Below are 17207 nucleotides of genomic sequence, written 5' to 3'. Positions count from 1 at the left end.
TCAAGGTCGTTCGTACAGTGGCGCGCTCCACCTTGACGCCCTGAACCACGCCCGCTCCACGGTGTGTGGGTCGACGGCAGACGGGATGGGAGCCAGGGCGAGTGGTGGTAAAGGAAGCGCAGCTCGGCGTCTGAGCTCCTAGGGGCAGGACCGAGAGAACACCCGCTTCACCTGAATCTTTCGACAAGGGCTTGCTGCTCTGCGTTGCGGATGTACAGACGCTTCCAACGGACGTGGTCGAATCCAGGCTCCTCCCGCCATGGCTCGGCCATGCACACCAGCCAGTTCCAGTGCAGGAGGATCCCGCTGCTAAGCCGCTCGGTGTTTGCAGATCGCTCCGCTGCCGTACCAAAGGGAGGCAGCGACATTGCTTGGATGTAAGAACTCAAGATCGGGACGACCTCAGACAGCAGGTTGGACACGCTCGCTGCGGCCCGATGCTCGTCGGACCCAGGCGGCTGAGTCTCTTGCACCTGGCGGAGTCTCGGCCCAAGGAAGCGCTCGATCGCCTCCACGTCCGAACTGGCAAGCTCATCGGACCACCGCAGCACCCGGTCCATGAAATACCCCACCTCTTTCACCTGGGCACAGGCAACACGTTGCGCTGGCTCTACCCAACCGGGGGCGACTCCCCACCAGGAACAACAGTTGCCGTGCCCCTTGCGTGCCCGGTAGACCGGGAAACCACGGGGAACAGCGGGAGCCCTCGGACACCGACCAAGCCGAAGGCCCCCGACCGATGTAGCTGGTCAGGGGCCGTTCGCCTGCGGTGGGTGTGGGATTTGAACCCACGGTGACATCGCTGCCACGACGGTTTTCAAGACCGTTCCCTTAGGCCGCTCGGGCAACCCACCCGCGCCCCGGCCCACCAGGGACGGAGCGGGTACAGCGTACCGGGCGCGGGCGTCTCGCGGGGGCGTGGTCCGCGCGGGGTCGGTTCGAGCGCGATCAGGCGAGTGCCGGTGGACGTCCGGCCGCCGAGGGTGGCAGGGGCGAATCCGTTGCCCCGGGTTGTTCATGTCACGGGACCGTGACGGGGTCGTCCTGGATCAAGGACCGAGGCATCTGTTCGGGTCCCGGCCCCCTCATAGTGATCAGACAGGCGCCGGGGAACCGACCTCACCTCGGCACCAACCCACCGACTACGCAGGGGAATCGACCCATGGTGCGCAACCGTCGCAAGGCCTTTCTCGTCTCCGCCGCGCTCCTGGGCGGCACCCTGCTGATGACGGCGTGCAACCAGGGCGACGACGCCGCCGACAGCTCCTCCGGCAAGGCCGACACGGCCGTGGCGGCGAACAAGTCCGGCGGCAAGGGCGTCAGCGGCAGCTTCGCGGGCGGGACGGTGAAGTACCTCGCTTCGGGCAAGTACATCGTCAGCGTGTCCGGAAAGTCCGACCAGCAGTTCTGGATCGCGGACGACACCAGGATCCTCGGCGCGGGCACGATCTGCGGCGACGCCTCCTCGAAGGTGGACGCCCCGTGCGAGGAGGCCGACCTGGAGACCGCCACCAGGGACGGACGCTCCGTCAAGGCCGATGTGGTGATGAAGGACGGCAGCGCGACGCAGATCACCGAGCGCCGCGCCGCCACGTCCTCCTCCGGCTCCGGGAGCCCGTCCGACGGCAGCACGTCCGGCTCCGGGTCCGACTCCGGCGAGACCGTCGTGGAGGGCCTCGACAAGGGCAAGGGTGTCGACGGGACCTGGTACGGCATCGTGCGGTACGTGGCGCCCGGAAAGTACCTGGTCGACGGTGCCTCGGCCCGGGGCTCCGGCGGAGAGCAGCAGGCCTTCTACCTCGCCGAGGACACCGTGATCCTGGGCGGGGGCCAGATCTGCGGCGCCGCCGGCTCGAAGGTGGACGCCCCGTGCGAGGAGGCCGACCTGGAGAAGGCCGCCAAGAAGGGCGTGGAGGCCGAGGTCGTGATCGAGAACGGCATCGCCACCAAGATCACTGACGGTGCCGTTCTCTGATCCTGTGGCTCGCGACGAACGGAGGCGGTCTGCCGGAAGTCACGCTTCCGGCAGACCGCCTCTTTCGGTGACGCGTCTCAGCGGACCGCCCAGCCGCGGTCGCCGTGGCCTCGGGGGCGGCTTCCGCCTCCGGGCCGTTGGCGGAAGCCGAGTCCTAGGCCGGGTCCGAGTCCGCGGTCAGCTGTCGCCCTGGCGGGAGCCGAGGGTGAGGTCGACCGTGTGGGTCTTGCCGCCGCGCTCGTAGGTGATCGTCACCTTGTCGCCGGGCTGGTGGGTCCAGATCTCGCCGATCAGGGTCGGACCGGAGTCGATCACGTGGTCGTCGAGCTTGGTGATGACGTCGCCGGGCTTGAGGCCGGCCTTGGCCGCGGGGCCGCCCGACTCGACGGCGGCGGAACCGCTGGCACCCTGTTCGGTGATCTTCGCCCCGTTCGTCGACTCGTCGAGGGAGACCGACGCGCCGATCTTGGCGTAGACCGGCTTGCCCGTCTTGATCAGCTGCTGGGCGACGTACTTGGCCTGGTTGATCGGGATGGCGAAGCCCAGGCCGATCGAGCCGGACTGGGTGGTGCCGCCCAGGCCGCCGCTGCCGGTGGACTGGATCGCGGAGTTGATGCCGATGACGTTGCCCTGCGCGTCCAGCAGCGGGCCGCCGGAGTTGCCCGGGTTGATCGAGGCGTCGGTCTGCAGGGCGCTCATGTACGAGGCGTTGCTGCCACTGCCGTCACTCGACGCGACCGGGCGGTCCTTGGCGCTGATGATGCCGGTCGTGACCGTGTTGGACAGGCCGAAGGGCGCGCCGATCGCGATGGTCGAGTCGCCGACGGCCACCTTGTCGGAGTTGCCCAGCGTGAGGGGGTTGAGGTTCGACGGGGCGTTCTTGAGCTTGATGACGGCCACGTCGTAGCCCTGCGCGTGGCCGACGACCTCGGCGTCGTACTTCTTGCCGTCGGGGAACGTGGCCGAGAGCTTGCCGCCGTCGACCGCGTCCGCCACCACGTGGTTGTTGGTGACGATGTGGCCCTCGGTGTCGAAGACGAACCCGGTGCCGGTGCCGCCCTCGCCACTGGTGCTCTCGGCCTGGATGGTGACGGTGCTCGGCAGGGCCTTGGCGGCGACGCCCGCGGTCGTGCCCGGGTCGCGCTTGACGGAGCCGCCGCTGTCGGAGGCGGAGACCGTGGTGGAGGAGCCGTTGTCGTTGTTCTTGGCCAGGGTGTAGCCGAGGCCGCCGCCCAGGCCGCCCGCGACCAGCGCGGCCACCAGGATGGCGGCGACGAGGCCACCGCGCCCGCTGCGGGGCTTCGGCGCCGGCTGATGCTGCTGGTAGGAGGAGCCCCAACCGCCGCTGTCGCCTCCGCCGTCGGCGTACGAGGGCGTGGCGGGCGGCGGAGGCGGCCAACCGCCCTCGGGGGCGGGCCCCGCGCCGTACGGTGCCTGCCCAGGGGAGCCCGCCGAGGCGTACGCGGGGGACTGACCGGCGTGCACCAGTTCCTGCTCCGGTGCGGCGGGCGGGCCCTGCGGCACCGAGGGCGGCGGGGTCGTCGGTGCTCCGCTGCCGGGCGCGGCGGCCTGCGGGGAGGCTGCGGGGGAGTCCACCGGCACGGGAGGTGCGGACGGGGCCGGGGGTACCGCAGTGCCCTCGTTCTCGGTGTTCACAGCTTTACTCCTAGATCCACGGCTGTTGTTCCGGTACGCACTCGGCCACGCCCGTTCACGCTTGTCGACGGTCCGGCGCGATGCAGCTGTGCATGTGCTTTTGTATGCCGCCAGCTTTTCCCACGGGACGTCAGGGCACCATAAGCGGTTACTGTGCGTCCGAGGCCATCCTTTATATAGGACCTGTAGTACTAAAAAGGCGCAATCCGTAACCTTCATGCGGCCCTCGTGTGCCACGCGTACCCCCGCACGGTGGCACCATGACGCGGTGACCCACGCACGACCGCACCGAACCCAAGTCGTCGCCCACCGCGGCGCCTCCGAAGAAGCGCCCGAGCACACGCTGGCCGCGTACCGGAAGGCCATCGAGGACGGTGCCGACGCCCTCGAGTGCGACGTACGCCTGACCGCGGACGGGCATCTCGTCTGCGTCCACGACCGGCGGGTGAACCGTACGTCCAACGGCCGTGGCGCCGTCTCGGCGCTCGAGCTCGCCGATCTCGCCACCCTCGACTTCGGCTCGTGGAAGAACCGGGAGTCGTGGCGCGGCCGGGACGAGGAACCGGACTGGGAGCACCGCCCCGAGGACCTGGAGGACACCTCCGTCCTCACCCTGGAGCGGCTGCTGGAGCTCGTCGCCGACGCCGGTCGGACGGTGGAGCTGGCGATCGAGACCAAGCACCCCACGCGCTGGGCGGGGCAGGTGGAGGAGCGGCTGCTGGTGCTGCTGAAACGGTTCGGGCTCGACGCCCCGGCGCCCGCGGAGTCCACGATCCGTGTGATGAGCTTCTCGGCGCGCTCGCTGCACCGGGTGCGGGCCGCCTCGCCGACCCTGCCGACGGTCTATCTGATGCAGTTCGTCTCGCCCCGGCTGCGTGACGGCCGGCTGCCCGCCGGTGTCCGGATCGCGGGCCCCTCGATGCGGATCGTGCGCAACCACCCCGGGTACATCGAGCGCCTGAAGGGGGCCGGTCACCAGGTGCACGTGTGGACCGTGAACGAGCCCCAGGACGTGGAACTCTGCGTCGACCTGGGCGTCGACGCCCTCATCACCAACCGCCCGCGCGCGGTGCTGCGTCAACTCGGTCGCTGACTGGTAAAGACCTGTGACGGAGCCTTGACCCGGCCGGGCCGGTGCAGCATTCTCCGATCTCGGCCACACCGTCGAGTTCCGGCCACGCACTCACAGGGAGTGCTCCGGCGCGTTCGGTCCGTGTTCGAGCGTGGTGAATGCGTCGCCGGACGTGGATTGGCCGGTTTCCGGTACAGGCCAATGGGGCATCCACACCGTGGCGTGGGGCAAAGGAGGTCTCGGGGGTGGCGTTGGTGGTGGCACAGGAGGTGCCCACGTCGTCGAGCATGGCCGTACCCCATGGCCCTGCGGGCGTGGGCAAGGCGAGACACTGCATGCGCGATCAGCTGCGTACGGGGGGTGTGTCGGAATCGGTCATCGACGATGCCGTACTGATCCTTTCCGAACTCCTGAGCAATGCGTGCAAGCACGGCCGGCCGCTGGGTGACGCGCTGGCCGGGGACGGCGACGTGCGCGCCGCGTGGCGCGTGGAGACGGGCGGCAGACTCACGGTCGAGGTGACGGACGGGGGCGGGCCCACGCGCCCTGCTCCGGCCACGCCCTCGGTCACCGCGCACGGCGGCCGCGGGCTCAACATCATCACCGCGCTGGCCAACGACTGGGGCGTCCGGGACGACACCTGCGGCGAGGTCACCGTGTGGGTGATCGTCCACGACGATGTTCATGATCCGGACGCCAGGCACCGGCGCGACGACTTCGCTACGCGCGTCACGGCCCCGGCCGTGGCACTGCCCGGCCTGGACTTCGCGGACGCCTTCGACGACCTGGACTGAGGTCATGGTCGGGCCCGGGGCCGACCCGGCCGGACCGGGGCGTTGTCCACAGGGTCCCGTCGGAGACGGCACAAACGGCTAGGCTCCCGCCCGTACGAGACGAGCCGTAACCGGGAGACACCCACGATGGCCAAGAAGCGACCCCAGACGAAGGCCAAGCGGCCGCAGCCCAGCGATGCGGTCAGCGTCGGCGCCGACGGAGAGGTTCCGGTCGTCGGCGCGCGTGAGCCCTGCCCCTGCGGCAGCGGCCGCCGCTACAAGGCCTGCCACGGCCGTGCCGCCGCGCACGCCGCGACCGAGCTGGTGCACCGCCCGTTCGACGGACTGCCGGGCGAGTGCGACTGGGTGGCGATGCGCGAGCTGGTCCCGGCCGCCACGGTCGCGCTGCCCCTGAAGGGCGGCCTCCCCGAGGGCGTCCCGTCGGTCACCCTCGCCACGGTCCTTCCGATGGCCTGGCCCGCCCTGCGCCGCGACGACGGCTCGGTGCTGCTGGGCCTGCAGAACGACACGGCGTCCGGCGACATCAGCCGTGACCTCGCCGACACCCTTCGGCGCGCGCTCACCGCGGAGCCGGGAACGCCGGTCCAGGGCCGCCGTGCCCCGGCCGACGGTCCGCGTCTGCAGGACCTGCTCGACCCCGAAGGCGCGTTCGAGCCAGTTGTGCACCCGGGCTTCGAGTTCTGGGTCCCGGACCCGGAGAACTCCACGCCGGAGGTCGCCGCCTCCCTGGAGCGGGCGAACGCCGCGGCCATCCCGACCGCGAAGCTGACGGGCGTGGACGCCGCCTACTGGTGCGAGACCCCGGAGAAGAACCACCTGCGCTGGGTCATGCCGCACCCGGAGGAGCAGCTTCTGGACGCTCTCGCGCGGCTGCACGCGGCGGGCCGCTCGAACCTCGGCGAGGGCACCCGTCTCGTCGGTTCCTTCCGCGCTCACGGCCTGACCGTGCCGGTCTGGGATCTGCCGAGCGGAGTGACGGCGGAGGACATCGAGAAGCCCGCCGCCGAGTTCGCCGAGCGCCTCGCCGGGGCTCTGGCCTCGGACGCGCCGCTCACCGCGGACGAGCGCCGGGCGCGCGGCGGTCTGACCAACCGACAGGTCACGCTCAGCTGACCCACAGGTACCACGTGCCGTGCGGCTGACCGGTCGGTCAGTCGCACGGCGCGGTGCCGAACGGGCGGGCTCCTCGGGCAACTCCCGTAGAAGTCAAGCCAGTCGGTGTCCGAATAGCCGAGGAATCCCCGAGATCGAATTTGCGAACAGCCGATCTCTTGTTACCGTTCGAGTAGCCCGGTTGCTGGTGCATCCCCCGTCGCCAGCAACCGGGTCTTTTCATGCGCCTCTTCCTTTACGGAATGACGGCACCCGTCAACTCCCCGCAGGCGCCCCGGAGTTGCTCCCCGACCGCAGCAGCAGCGGCCCCTGTCCGGCCCGCGTGGCGAACTCCGTGACCGCCGTGTAGGCGTCCGGCTTCCCCCGCAGTCGCTCCCGGGGTGTCTCGCAGGTCCCCGGCTCGTCCTCGGCACCCACCACGCAGCGCATCTGCACGGTGCGGCCGGCCGGCCCCAGCAGGCTCAGCATGGAGTCCACCGCGCCGCCGGTCGCGTTGCGGTAGTAGGTGCGCGCCCAGGTCTCCTCCCCCTGCGTCATGACGCAGGTCTGCGCCTCGATTCCGTCCGGGGAGGCCAGTTCGGGGCCGCAGCGGGCGGCGGTGGCCAGGCCCAGGCCGAGCAGGAGGGGCGAGCGGCCGGATTCGGCGGGGGACGCCTTGTCGTCGGCGCGCAGCGGAGCCGGCGAGGGGGGAGCGGGCAGCGCGGTGCGTACGGACCGTACGGCCGAGCGACCCTCCTCGCCCACCGGTCCCGCGGACGCCACGGCCAGCGGCAGCGCGACCGCGCACGCCACGACGCCCGCGAGGGCGAGCAGACGGAGGTTCATGGTGGGGAACATAACGAGCGGGGACGGTCAGGGCGTTCCGCGCGCGCCCGACACCCTTACAACTCGGGTGCGCTCACACCCGTACGAGTGAGCGCCTCGACGACCGCGTCCACCACGGCCTCCACGTCGGGCACCCAGGGGGCGGCCGAGCCGGGCAGCGGTGCGCGCTCCCAGGTGATCGGGCCCTGGCCGGACTCGGAGGGGGGCAGGGCGAGGTAGCCGCCCTCGCCGTGGAAGCGGAGCGAGCCGGGGACGAAGTCCTGGGCGTAGAGCAGTTCGCCCAGCTGTTCCATCGAGTACGGCTTCACGAGCAGCGCCCAGCGGGTGGGCGCGGCGACGACCGGGCCGAGACGCATGCCTCTGCGGTCGAGCGCGGCGAGGGCCCGGGCGGCCGCGGCGGCGGGCAGGCTGACCGCGCAGGGTGCTCCCCCGCCCAGGGCTCCGGCCGAGCGGGAGGGGGCCCCGGTGGCCAGGACGATCGGCGCGGTGGGCCGGTTGGTCCACCACCAGCGCACCATGCGTTCGTCGGTGGTGGCCGCGAGGAGGCCGGGGTCGAAGGGATGTGCGCCGGGCACCGAGCAGTCCGGGTCGGGGCAGGCACAGCCGCCCCGTCCCCGCGGATCCGCCGCCACGCCGGGGAGTACGGGCCACTGCCATTCCGTCGCGAAGGTCAGGGCCGCGCCGATCAACTCAGGCCGCCCGTCGCTGCGCTGGGACAGGAGCCTGCGTCGCCTTCCGAGGATCTCGCGCATGAGCGCTCGTTCCTTTCCGTTGCACGCCGGCAACACCGTGGTCCATCACACCATGTGTCGATCACTTCACTGTGCGTACCTGTTGGCGCATCACACCCCGGTCGGAGACAAGGGGGTCCCTATGGGCCGAACGTCTGGCTGTGTCCGTTTCCATACTGCGTCCATCAAAAGCATGGACGTGGCGCGGGGGTGGCGAAGTCTGGCGTTTTGCTGTCGCGCGTATTTCTCTTCGCCTCCGACGCGGGAGGATGGGGCACGGTCGTCGGTGGCTAAGACGCCCGGGTCCGTCACCAGGTTCCGGGCGACTGTCAACCACCCCTGGCCTTCTCCGAGTACGTACCCATCACGACCGCTGTGACGCTCCGTCGAGCAAGCCCAGTCGACCGCAATAGGCCCTTACCCGAGTCAGTTTTAAGCCAACTTTGCCATTCTGTACGAAGTGCCCTGGTTGCCCATGGACACCAGGAATCCCGGCAGGACAATGCTGGACATCCCCTCACGAGTGCGTGTACATGTGGAGACACCGCTAGCGGCGCAGAATGACATGGGGGTTTGCGATGCTTTTGAGCAAAACGCACCGGTCGGAAAGCCGGACGCCATGAACGCCCCTCACCCTTCGAAAGTGGCTGGAATCGATTCAACGGTTCCCGCGCCCGCACACACTGTCGCGCCCGCGCCCGCCGCCTCGGGCACCTCCCCGGCCCCACCGCCCCACGCACCGAGTGCCCTGCTCCAGGACCGTCTCGCCGCCTGGGTCTCCGACCTCACGACACTCCACGAACTCACCGAACGCCTGGTCCGGACCGACACGCTCGCCGACGCCCTCCAGGAACTGCTGCGCGCCGGAGCCGCCCTGGTGGGTGCCCGGCGCGGTCTGGTCGTGCTGGAGCCGGGCGACGGGCTGGGCCCGGACACCACCATCGGCCTCGGCCTCGCGCGGGCCGACCTCGGGCACATCGAGACCGTGCCGCGCAGTTCCCTGTCGTACGGCCGGATCCTCGAAGGGCTGCCCGGCGCGGACGGCGAGATCGCCGAGCCCGACCTGTTCGCCGAGGACGCCCTCGATCCCCGGCACCGCGAGGTGGCCGCCCGACTCGGCTACGCCGCCAGCTACGCGCTCCCGCTGACCTCCGAGGACATCGGCCGGCTCGGCGCCGCCGTGTGGCTGTACGACGAGCCCGCCGAGCCCGGCGAACGCCAGCGCCACCTTGTCGGCCTCTACGTCCGCTACGCCACCGAGCACCTGGCCCGCCTCCTGGAGATCGAGCGCACGCGCGCATGCATGGCGACGATGTCCGAGGAACTGCTGCCCTCACGCCTGCCCCGGGTGGCCGGCGTCCGGCTCGCCGCCCGGCACCGCACCGGCCCGCGCGGCGGCGGCGACTGGTACGACGCGCTGCCCCTGCCGGACGCCGCGCTGGGCCTGGCGGTGGGCTCGGTGACCGGCTCCGGGCCGAGCGCCGTCGCCGCGATGGGACGGCTGCGGGCCAGCCTGCGGGCGTACGCCGTGATGGAGGGCGAGGACCCGGTCGCCGTCCTGTCCGACCTGGAACTGCTGCTCCGACTGACCGAGCCCGCCCGCTCCGCGACCGCTCTGTTCGCCTACTGCGAGCCGGCCCTGCGCAAGATCACCCTCGCCGGTGCCGGGCACAGCCCGCCGCTGCTGATCGGCGAGCGGCGCACGGAGTTCGTGGAGACCTCCGTGTCCGCGCCGCTCGGGATGCTCGCCTGCTGGGAGGCGCCGAGCGTGGAGATCCAGGCGGAGCCGGGAGAGACGGTCCTGCTGTACACCGACGGGCTGCTGCACCGCACCGGCGACCCCACCGACCGCGCCTTCGCCCGGCTGCACGCGGCGGCGGCCGGCGTACCGAGGGCCCTGCGGCACGATCCGGGCGCGGTCGCCGATCACGTGCTGCGGACGGTGCTGCCGGACGGCCTGGACGCGGCGGACTCGGCGGAGGACGTCGTCCTGCTGGCGGCACACTTCGAGTGAACGCCGGTGAGCCACCGGTAACAGGTCCTCACCCCCTGGGCCCCCTTCCGTACGACCGTACGATGGAGGGGGTCCAGTGCCGTATCTAGGAGGATGACCGTGGCAGAACAGCTCCCGGCAGTATCTGATGACGCTGCTACCGCAGCCGGTCCGGAGACTGCCGAGGAAGAGCCCGTCAAGCAGCGCAAGAACGGCCTGTACCCGGGCGTGTCCGACGAGCTGGCGGAGAACATGCAGTCCGGCTGGGCCGACACCGAGCTGCGCGACCTGCGGCCGGTCCCCCAGGCCGCCGAGGCCGCCGCCCGCCGCGCCGCGCTGTCCGCGCGCTTCCCGGGCGAGCGTCTGGTGGTCCCCGCGGGCAACCTGAAGACCCGCTCGAACGACACCGAGTACCCCTTCCGGGCGTCCGTCGAGTACGCGTACCTCACCGGCAACCAGACCGAGGACGGCGTGCTCGTCCTGGAGCCCACCGCCGACGGCCACCGGGCCACGATCTACCTGCTGCCCCGCTCCGACCGCGAGAACGGCGAGTTCTGGCTGTCCGGCCAGGGCGAGCTGTGGGTCGGCCGCCGGCACTCGCTCACCGAGGCGGAGCAGCTGTACGGCATCCCCGCCTCCGACGTGCGCGAGCTGGCGGACACCCTGCGCGAGGCCACCGGCCCGGTCCGCGTCGTACGTGGTCACGACGCCGGCGTCGAGGCCGCACTGACCGACAAGGTCACCGCCGAGCGGGACGAGGAACTGCGCGTCTTCCTGTCCGAGGCACGTCTGGTCAAGGACGCGTTCGAGGTCGGCGAGCTGCAGAAGGCCGTCGACTCGACGGTCCGCGGCTTCGAGGACGTGGTCAGGGTCCTCGACAAGGCCGAGGCGACCAGCGAGCGCTACATCGAGGGCACGTTCTTCCTCCGCGCCCGGGTGGAGGGCAACGACGTCGGCTACGGCACCATCGCCGCCGCCGGCCCGCACGCGTGCACGCTGCACTGGGTGCGCAACGACGGCCCGGTGCGCTCCGGGGACCTGCTGCTGCTCGACGCCGGCGTCGAGACGCACACGCTCTACACCGCCGACGTCACGCGCACGCTGCCGGTCAACGGCACCTACAGCGACATCCAGCGGAAGATCTACGACGCGGTGTACGACGCCCAGGAGGCCGGCATCGCGGCGGTGCGGCCCGGTGCCAAGTACCGCGACTTCCACGACGCGGCGCAGCGCGTGCTGGCCGAGCGGATCGTCGAGTGGGGCCTGGTCGAGGGCCCCGTCGAGCGGGTCCTGGAGCTGGGCCTCCAGCGCCGCTGGACCCTGCACGGCACCGGCCACATGCTCGGCATGGACGTCCACGACTGCGCCGCCGCGCGCGTGGAGTCGTACGTGGACGGCACGCTGGAGCCGGGCATGGTGCTCACCGTCGAGCCCGGTCTGTACTTCCAGGCCGACGACCTGACCGTGCCGGAGGAGTACCGGGGCATCGGGGTGCGGATCGAGGACGACATCCTGGTGACCGAGGACGGCAATCGGAACCTGTCCGACGGCCTGCCCCGGCGGTCGGCCGAGGTCGAGTCCTGGATGGCCGCGCTGAAGAGCTGACGCACGACCGAGTGGCCGGGTACTGGTGAGTGCCCGGCCATTCGTCTGCCGACGGTCGGTCGGTCGCACGTCCGCGGGTGGCTTGCTCGTCACTCGCGGGTGGGCGGTGGGGCGTCCGCGGGTACTCGGTGGCCGGTCGCGTCAGTGCGGCGGGACCGCGGTCGGTACGGCTCCGCGCCCCGAGGGGGCGCGGTACTCATGTGGGGGGTTCGTGGACGACTTCTGGTCGGGTGTCGGTGTCGATCTGCATCTGGAGCCGGACGCGGCGGACGGACGCCGGGCCGGGCTCGAACGGGCACTGCGCGAAGCCGTGCGGGACGGGCGGCTGACACCGGGGACCCGGTTGCCGGCGACCCGGCGGCTGGCGACCGAGCTCGGCATCTCCCGGGGGACCGCGAAGGCGGCGTACGACCAACTGGTCGCCGAGGGATACCTCACGGCCCGGCAGGGCTCGGGTACCGAGGTCGCCTCGCTGCCGTCCCTCGACGCCCGGGCGCCGGGATCGGCCGCACGCGCGCGCGTGCCCCGCCTCGATCTGCGGCCGGGCAGCCCGGACGTCGGGACGTTCCCGGCCGCCGCGTGGCTGCGGGCGCTGCGCCGCGCCATCGCGACGGCACCCTCACTGGCGTACGACTACGGCGACCCGCGCGGCCGGATCGAACTGCGTACGGCGCTGTCGGGGTACCTGGGCCGGGCCCGCGGAGTGGTCGCGCCGCCGGAGCGGATCGTGATCACCTCCGGGTACGTCCAGGGTCTGTCGCTGCTCACGCGCGTCCTGGACGGTGCCGGCATCGCCATGGAGGATCCGGGGCTGCCCTTCCACCGGGAGGTGGTGCGCCGGGGCGGCGGGACCGTGCTGCCGGTGCGGGTCGACGAACTGGGCGCCGTCACGGAGGGGTTGGACCGGGCGGCGGCCGTCGTCCTGACGCCCGCCCACCAGTACCCGACGGGCGTGACCCTGCACCCGGAGCGACGGCGGGCGCTCACCGACTGGGCACGCGCGCGTGGCGGGCTGATCGTCGAGGACGACTACGACGGGGAGTTCCGCTACGACCGGCAGCCCGTCGGCGCGCTCCAGGGGATGGCGCCGGGGCAGGTCGCCTACCTCGGCACCGCGTCCAAGACGCTGGGGCCCGCGCTGCGGCTCGGCTGGATGGTGCTGCCCCCGCACCTGGTCGACGCGGTCGCCGACGCCAAGTTGCACAGCGACCACCACACCGAGACCATCGGCCAGTTGGCGCTCGCCGAGCTGATCGACAGCCACGCCTACGACCGCCACGTGCGCGCCTGCCGGTTGCGCTACCGGCGCCGCCGGGACCAGCTGCTGTACCGGCTGGGCCCGCGCCGGCCCGTGCGCGGGATCGCGGCCGGTCTGCACGCCCTGGTGGAGGTCGCCGACGAGACGGCGGTACTGGCGCGGGCCGAGGAGGAAGGGCTCGCCGTCGGGCACCTGGGCGACCACTGGCACGCGCCGGGCGGTGCGGGACGGCCGCAGGGGCTGGTCGTGGGCTACGGGACGCCTCGGGAGCGGATGTTCCCGGAGGCGCTGGACGTGCTGGTCAAGGTGCTGGAGTGCGGTTGAACACCTGAGCCCGGGCCGGCGGAATTGGACCACTGAAGAGGCTTCGTATTGGGCCTGCCCGGGGGTCCACTCCGCTCCTAGGCTCGGTGGCATGACGAACCCCCTCGTCCCGCCCGCGGGCCCGCAACGCGTCCTGGCGCTGGCCCAGTTGACCAACTCCGTCGGCGACGGCGCCTACTACGTGACCTCGGCCCTCTACTTCACCCACGTCGTGGGCCTCGCCCCCGCGCGCGTGGGACTCGGGCTGACCCTCGCCTGGGCGGTCGGCTCACTGGTGGGCGTGCCGCTGGGACGGCTCGCGGACCGGCGCGGACCACGGGGCACGGCTGTGCTCCTCGCCCTGGCCACCGGACTCGCGGTCGCCTCCTTCCTGGTCGTGCGGGGCTTCGTGCCCTTCGTGGCGGCGGCCTGTGCCTACGCGTCCGCCCAGTCGGGGCTGGCCGCGGCCCGCCAGGCGCTGCTCGCCGGGCTGGTGTCCGCCGGGGAGCGGACCGGGCTGCTGGCCCACCTCCAGTCGACGCTCAACGCCGGTCTGGCCGTCGGCGCCGGCCTCGGCGGACTCGCGCTGCACGCCGGGACACGGGCGGCGTACCTCGGGGTGTTCGCCCTGGACGCGGTGAGCTTCCTGATGTGCGCGGGCGTACTGCTGCGGCTGACTCCGGTGGCGCCGGTCAGGCCGGGGGCGGCGGTCGCGGCGGGCACGGCGGTCGCGGCGGGCACGGCGGTTGCGGCGGGCACGCCGGGTACGCCGGGTACGCCGGGTACGGCGGGTACGCCGGGTACGCCGGGCACGCCGGGGGCGCCGGGCACGCCGGCCACGTCGAGGGACGTGCGCCGGCCCGGCGTCCTGCGCGACCGGCCGTACGCCCTCGTCACGCTGCTCAACACGGTTCTGCTGCTGCGGATGCCGCTGCTCAGCCTCGGGCTGCCGCTGTGGATCGCCGAACGGACCACCGCCCCGACCTGGCTGGTCTCCGCGCTGTTCGTGCTCAACACCGGTGCGGTGATGGCCTTCCAGGTGCGGACGGCACGCGGGGTGACCGGGCTCGCGTCGGCCACGCGCGCGGTGCGGCGGTCGGGCTGGGTGATGCTCGGGGCGTGCGCGGTGTTCGCGCTGTCCGCCGGGGCCTCCCCCCGGGTGGCCGTGGGCGTCCTGGTGGTGGGCGCGGTGTTGCAGGTGGCCGCCGAGATGGGGCAGTCGGCGGGGTCCTGGCAGCTGTCCTTCGATCTGGCCCCCGCCGACCGGGTCGGCGAGTACCAGGGCTTCTTCGGGGCCGGCGTCACGGTGGCCCGCACCCTCGGCCCGCTCGTCCTGACCTCGCTGCTGGTGGAGTGGGGAACGCCAGGCTGGCTGCTGCTGGGCGCGGTGACGCTGGCGGCCTCGTACGCGATGGGGCCGGCGGCGCGGAAGGCCGCCGCCGGCCGGGCGGGCGAGGAGATCAGGCCGCCCGTGCCCGCGCCCGCGAACTGACGGGCACCGGCAGCGAGTCGAGGAACAGCGCCCCGGCCAGCAGACCCGCGCTGCCCCTGGGACTCCACACGCGCGCGTGGAGGTCGGTGTCGAGGGCGGCCAGGGCCTGCCGGCCCGCCTCCGTCGCCGTACCTCCCGCCTCCAGCACCCCGCGGGCCCCCGCCTGGACGTGCCGGAGCCCCAACGGCCCCGCCGCGTGCAGGAGTTCGGTGTCCTGGAGCGTGGACATCACGGTGAGCAGGGCGTCCAGCCGGGCCTGCGGTTCGGTGGCGCCGGCCGAACGTGCCGCGGCGAGCGCGTCCAACGCCCGCCGCACGTGCGGGAATCCGGCCCGGGCCTCGCCGCGTGCCCCGGCGGCGCCGTACTTCGCCGAGACCGACGAACCCCGGGAGGGCCGCCGCGGGGCACGCTTGTCCGGGTGTGCGGCGATGCGCTTGGCGGCCGCGGCGACGTCCGGGGCCGCGGCACCGGGGTCGAGGGCGGCCGCCGCGACCAGCAGGCCGAGCGCCCACAGGGCGCCCCGGTGGCCACCGCCCGCGAGCGCGACCGAGTGCTCGGTGCACCGGCCGATCGCGCCCAGCTCCGCCCGGAGCCGGGGCGTGGGCTCGCCGGTACGGCGGGCGGCGGCCGCCATCGCCACCAGACCGGGCGCGAGCGCCCTGGCCGACCAGCGCAGGGAGCAGTGGTCCACCCGGGTCGTACGGGCACTCAGGTCACGCGGGTCGGGCAGACCGGGCTTGGGCAGCAGGGCCAGCTGCCCGGTCAGCGCGTCCACGGCGGCACGCGCCAGCGCCTCGTCCTCGGGACCGCTCATGGCCGCCCCCTATGAAGACGCCGAGGCCGACGGGGAGGCGCTGTCGCTCGGCGCGTCACTCGGCGGGGTGCCGGTCGGGGCGTCGCCGGGTGAGCCGCTCGGAGGTGTCCCACCGCCGCCGCTGCCCGCGCCGGTGTTCTCGGCGTCGGGGTCGACGCCGAAGGTCAGGGAGCCCTTGTAGCCCTTGGACGGGTCGCTCTTGTGGACGGCCTTGAGGGTGAGGAGGCCGCTGGTGGCGCCCCCGCCGTCGTACACCATGTCGTTGTCGAGGGTGGTGTAGCTGCCGGAGTGCTTCGCGTACGGCTCCAGCGTGAAGATCTCCTCGGCGATGTCGTCGGCGAAGAACAGCTGGCCGGTGTAGTTGACCTTGCCGCCCTCGTAGGTGCCGTCCTCCTTCTCGCCGCCGGTGTGCACCTTGACGTGGATGTGGCAGGTGCGCGGGGTGTACCAGCCCGGGAAGATCGTCTCGAACTTGACCACCCCGTTGGCGTTGGCGATCTGGTAGCCGCGCAGATAGGTCTGGTCGTCGGCGGTCGAGCCGTCCTCGCTCTCGGCCGGAGCCGAGCCGCCGGGGTTGGCGGTGGTGTAGCCGGAGTAGTAGCCCCAGGCGTCGCAGTGCCAGATCTCCACGGCCGCGCCCGGGACCGGCGTGCAGCCGTCGGTGGCGTCCACGACGGTGAGGCGCAGCGTCAGCGGGACGCCGCTCTTGCCCTCGGTGATGTCCTTCCGCACGAGGGCACCGTCGAGGTAGTACGGGCCTTCCGTGACGCTCGACATCAGGGTCATGCAGGTGCCGCTGGTGGCGGAGGCGGCGGCCGCCTCGGTGGTGGTCGCCGTCGCGTCGTCCGCGAAGGCCGACTGGTAGCCGGCGACGGCCAGGCCGCCGGCCGCGAGCGTGCCTCCGGTGACCGCGAGCGCACGGCGCCTGGTGATCGTGGTGTTCCTGTGGTTTCCCGTCATGGACATGAACGTAGGAACGCGGCCAGTCAAGGGCGTGGGTGTGGGCTGTGCACGGGCTGAGAGTGCTGAGGAAGCTGAAACCCGGTTCCGTGGCGGTCCGTCGCCGCCCGGCCCGGCCTACGCCGTCAGGAGGGAGGGGTCCGACTTCCACTTGAGGATCTTGTCGAAGCGCACCACCGCGCCGCCCCGGCCCGGCTCGTTGCCGATGTGGACGTGGTCGGCGAGTTCCTGGATGAGACAGAGGCCTCGCCCGTGCTCGGAGCCGACGGGAGCCGGCGCGGGGCGGACGGCCTGGGTGCGGGCGAAGCCGGGGCCCGAGTCGGCCACCTCGATACGGCACTTCTCGCCGTCGAGGTAGGCGGTGACGCGGTACGCCTCCGACGAGCCTCCGCGCCCGGTGTCCCCGCCGTGCTCGACGGCGTTCGCACAGGCTTCGCTCAGGGCCACGGACAGGTCGTAGGAGACGTCGGGGTCGACCCCCGCCGACTCCATCGTGCCGAGCAGCAGGCGCCGGGCGAGCGGAACGCTCGCAGCCTCACGCCGCAAATGGAGTGACCACCAGATGCTCATGCTCCAGCCTCCCGGCCGCGGCTCGACATACCGTTACGTATTGCCG

15 protein-coding genes and 1 tRNA gene are annotated in these 17207 nt (G+C 72.3%); 8 read left to right on the top strand and 8 right to left on the bottom strand.

The genetic code is table 11. The features are described 5' to 3' along the window. Positions 1–167 precede the first annotated feature (167 nt). A complete protein-coding gene (locus OG985_RS23865) occupies positions 168–560 on the bottom strand; it encodes a hypothetical protein (protein WP_371670372.1) in 393 nt (130 codons plus the stop codon). Between the two features lie 207 nt (positions 561–767). Then, positions 768–854, bottom strand: a tRNA-Ser gene (locus OG985_RS23860). Positions 855–1162: 308 nt separating this feature from the next. Between OG985_RS23860 and OG985_RS23855 the strand changes: the two genes are divergently transcribed. Next, positions 1163–1975, top strand: coding sequence for a hypothetical protein (locus tag OG985_RS23855; protein WP_371670371.1), 813 nt, complete (start codon positions 1163–1165; stop codon positions 1973–1975). 177 nt (positions 1976–2152) lie between these two features. Here OG985_RS23855 and OG985_RS23850 read toward each other — a convergent pair whose 3' ends face one another. Next, positions 2153–3631, bottom strand: coding sequence for a S1C family serine protease (locus OG985_RS23850; RefSeq protein ID WP_371670370.1), 1479 nt, complete (start codon positions 3629–3631; stop codon positions 2153–2155). Positions 3632–3899: 268 nt separating this feature from the next. On the opposite strand from OG985_RS23850, the gene OG985_RS23845 reads away from it, so the two are divergent. The 3 genes from OG985_RS23845 to OG985_RS23835 all read left to right on the top strand — a co-directional run bounded on the left by OG985_RS23845 (position 3900) and on the right by OG985_RS23835 (position 6610). Further along, the gene (locus OG985_RS23845) at positions 3900–4724 is read left to right on the top strand and encodes a glycerophosphodiester phosphodiesterase (protein WP_371670369.1); all 825 of its coding nucleotides are present in this window, start codon (positions 3900–3902) and stop codon (positions 4722–4724) included. 137 nt (positions 4725–4861) lie between these two features. Continuing rightward, positions 4862–5497, top strand: a complete 636-nt coding sequence (locus OG985_RS23840; protein ID WP_371670368.1) for an ATP-binding protein — start codon at positions 4862–4864, stop codon at positions 5495–5497. Positions 5498–5623: 126 nt separating this feature from the next. After that, positions 5624–6610: a DUF5926 family protein gene (locus OG985_RS23835; protein ID WP_371670367.1), complete on the top strand. Its 987-nt coding sequence runs from the start codon at positions 5624–5626 to the stop codon at positions 6608–6610. 255 nt (positions 6611–6865) lie between these two features. Here the strand turns inward: OG985_RS23835 and OG985_RS23830 are convergent, their stop codons facing one another. Next, a complete protein-coding gene (locus OG985_RS23830) occupies positions 6866–7435 on the bottom strand; it encodes a hypothetical protein (protein WP_371670366.1) in 570 nt (189 codons plus the stop codon). A 56-nt stretch (positions 7436–7491) separates the two neighbouring features. After that, positions 7492–8187, bottom strand: coding sequence for a bifunctional DNA primase/polymerase (locus tag OG985_RS23825; RefSeq protein ID WP_371670365.1), 696 nt, complete (start codon positions 8185–8187; stop codon positions 7492–7494). Positions 8188–8668: 481 nt separating this feature from the next. Between OG985_RS23825 and OG985_RS23820 the strand changes: the two genes are divergently transcribed. The 4 genes from OG985_RS23820 (at position 8669) to OG985_RS23805 (ending at position 14817) form a co-directional block, all read left to right on the top strand. Further along, on the top strand, positions 8669–10180 hold the full coding sequence (locus OG985_RS23820) for a PP2C family protein-serine/threonine phosphatase (RefSeq protein WP_371674477.1): 1512 nt from the start codon (positions 8669–8671) through the stop codon (positions 10178–10180). A gap of 93 nt (positions 10181–10273) precedes the next feature. Continuing rightward, on the top strand, positions 10274–11764 hold the full coding sequence (locus OG985_RS23815) for an aminopeptidase P family protein (RefSeq protein WP_371670364.1): 1491 nt from the start codon (positions 10274–10276) through the stop codon (positions 11762–11764). Between the two features lie 211 nt (positions 11765–11975). Further along, positions 11976–13346 (top strand): PLP-dependent aminotransferase family protein, encoded by a 1371-nt coding sequence (locus OG985_RS23810; protein ID WP_371670363.1) that lies wholly within the window; start codon positions 11976–11978, stop codon positions 13344–13346. 91 nt (positions 13347–13437) lie between these two features. Further along, complete coding sequence (locus OG985_RS23805) at positions 13438–14817, top strand: MFS transporter (protein WP_371670361.1); 1380 nt, start codon at positions 13438–13440, stop codon at positions 14815–14817. On the opposite strand, the gene OG985_RS23800 is transcribed toward OG985_RS23805, so the two are convergent. The 3 genes from OG985_RS23800 to OG985_RS23790 all read right to left on the bottom strand — a co-directional run bounded on the left by OG985_RS23800 (position 14786) and on the right by OG985_RS23790 (position 17161). Beyond that, complete coding sequence (locus OG985_RS23800) at positions 14786–15631, bottom strand: triphosphoribosyl-dephospho-CoA synthase (protein WP_371670360.1); 846 nt, start codon at positions 15629–15631, stop codon at positions 14786–14788. The genes OG985_RS23805 and OG985_RS23800 overlap by 32 nt on opposite strands. Positions 15632–15640: 9 nt before the next feature. Beyond that, positions 15641–16591, bottom strand: a complete 951-nt coding sequence (locus OG985_RS23795) for an intradiol ring-cleavage dioxygenase (RefSeq protein ID WP_371670359.1) — start codon at positions 16589–16591, stop codon at positions 15641–15643. Positions 16592–16708: 117 nt separating this feature from the next. Next, entirely contained in the window at positions 16709–17161 is a 453-nt protein-coding gene (locus tag OG985_RS23790) for an ATP-binding protein (RefSeq protein WP_371670358.1), read from the bottom strand. Positions 17162–17207 lie beyond the last annotated feature (46 nt).

The organism is Streptomyces sp. NBC_00289 (genome assembly GCF_041435115.1).
In the GTDB taxonomy this organism is placed as follows: domain Bacteria; phylum Actinomycetota; class Actinomycetes; order Streptomycetales; family Streptomycetaceae; genus Streptomyces.
Note: the sequence above shows the minus strand (reverse complement) of the source record. Positions and strands in the feature narration are given on the sequence as shown.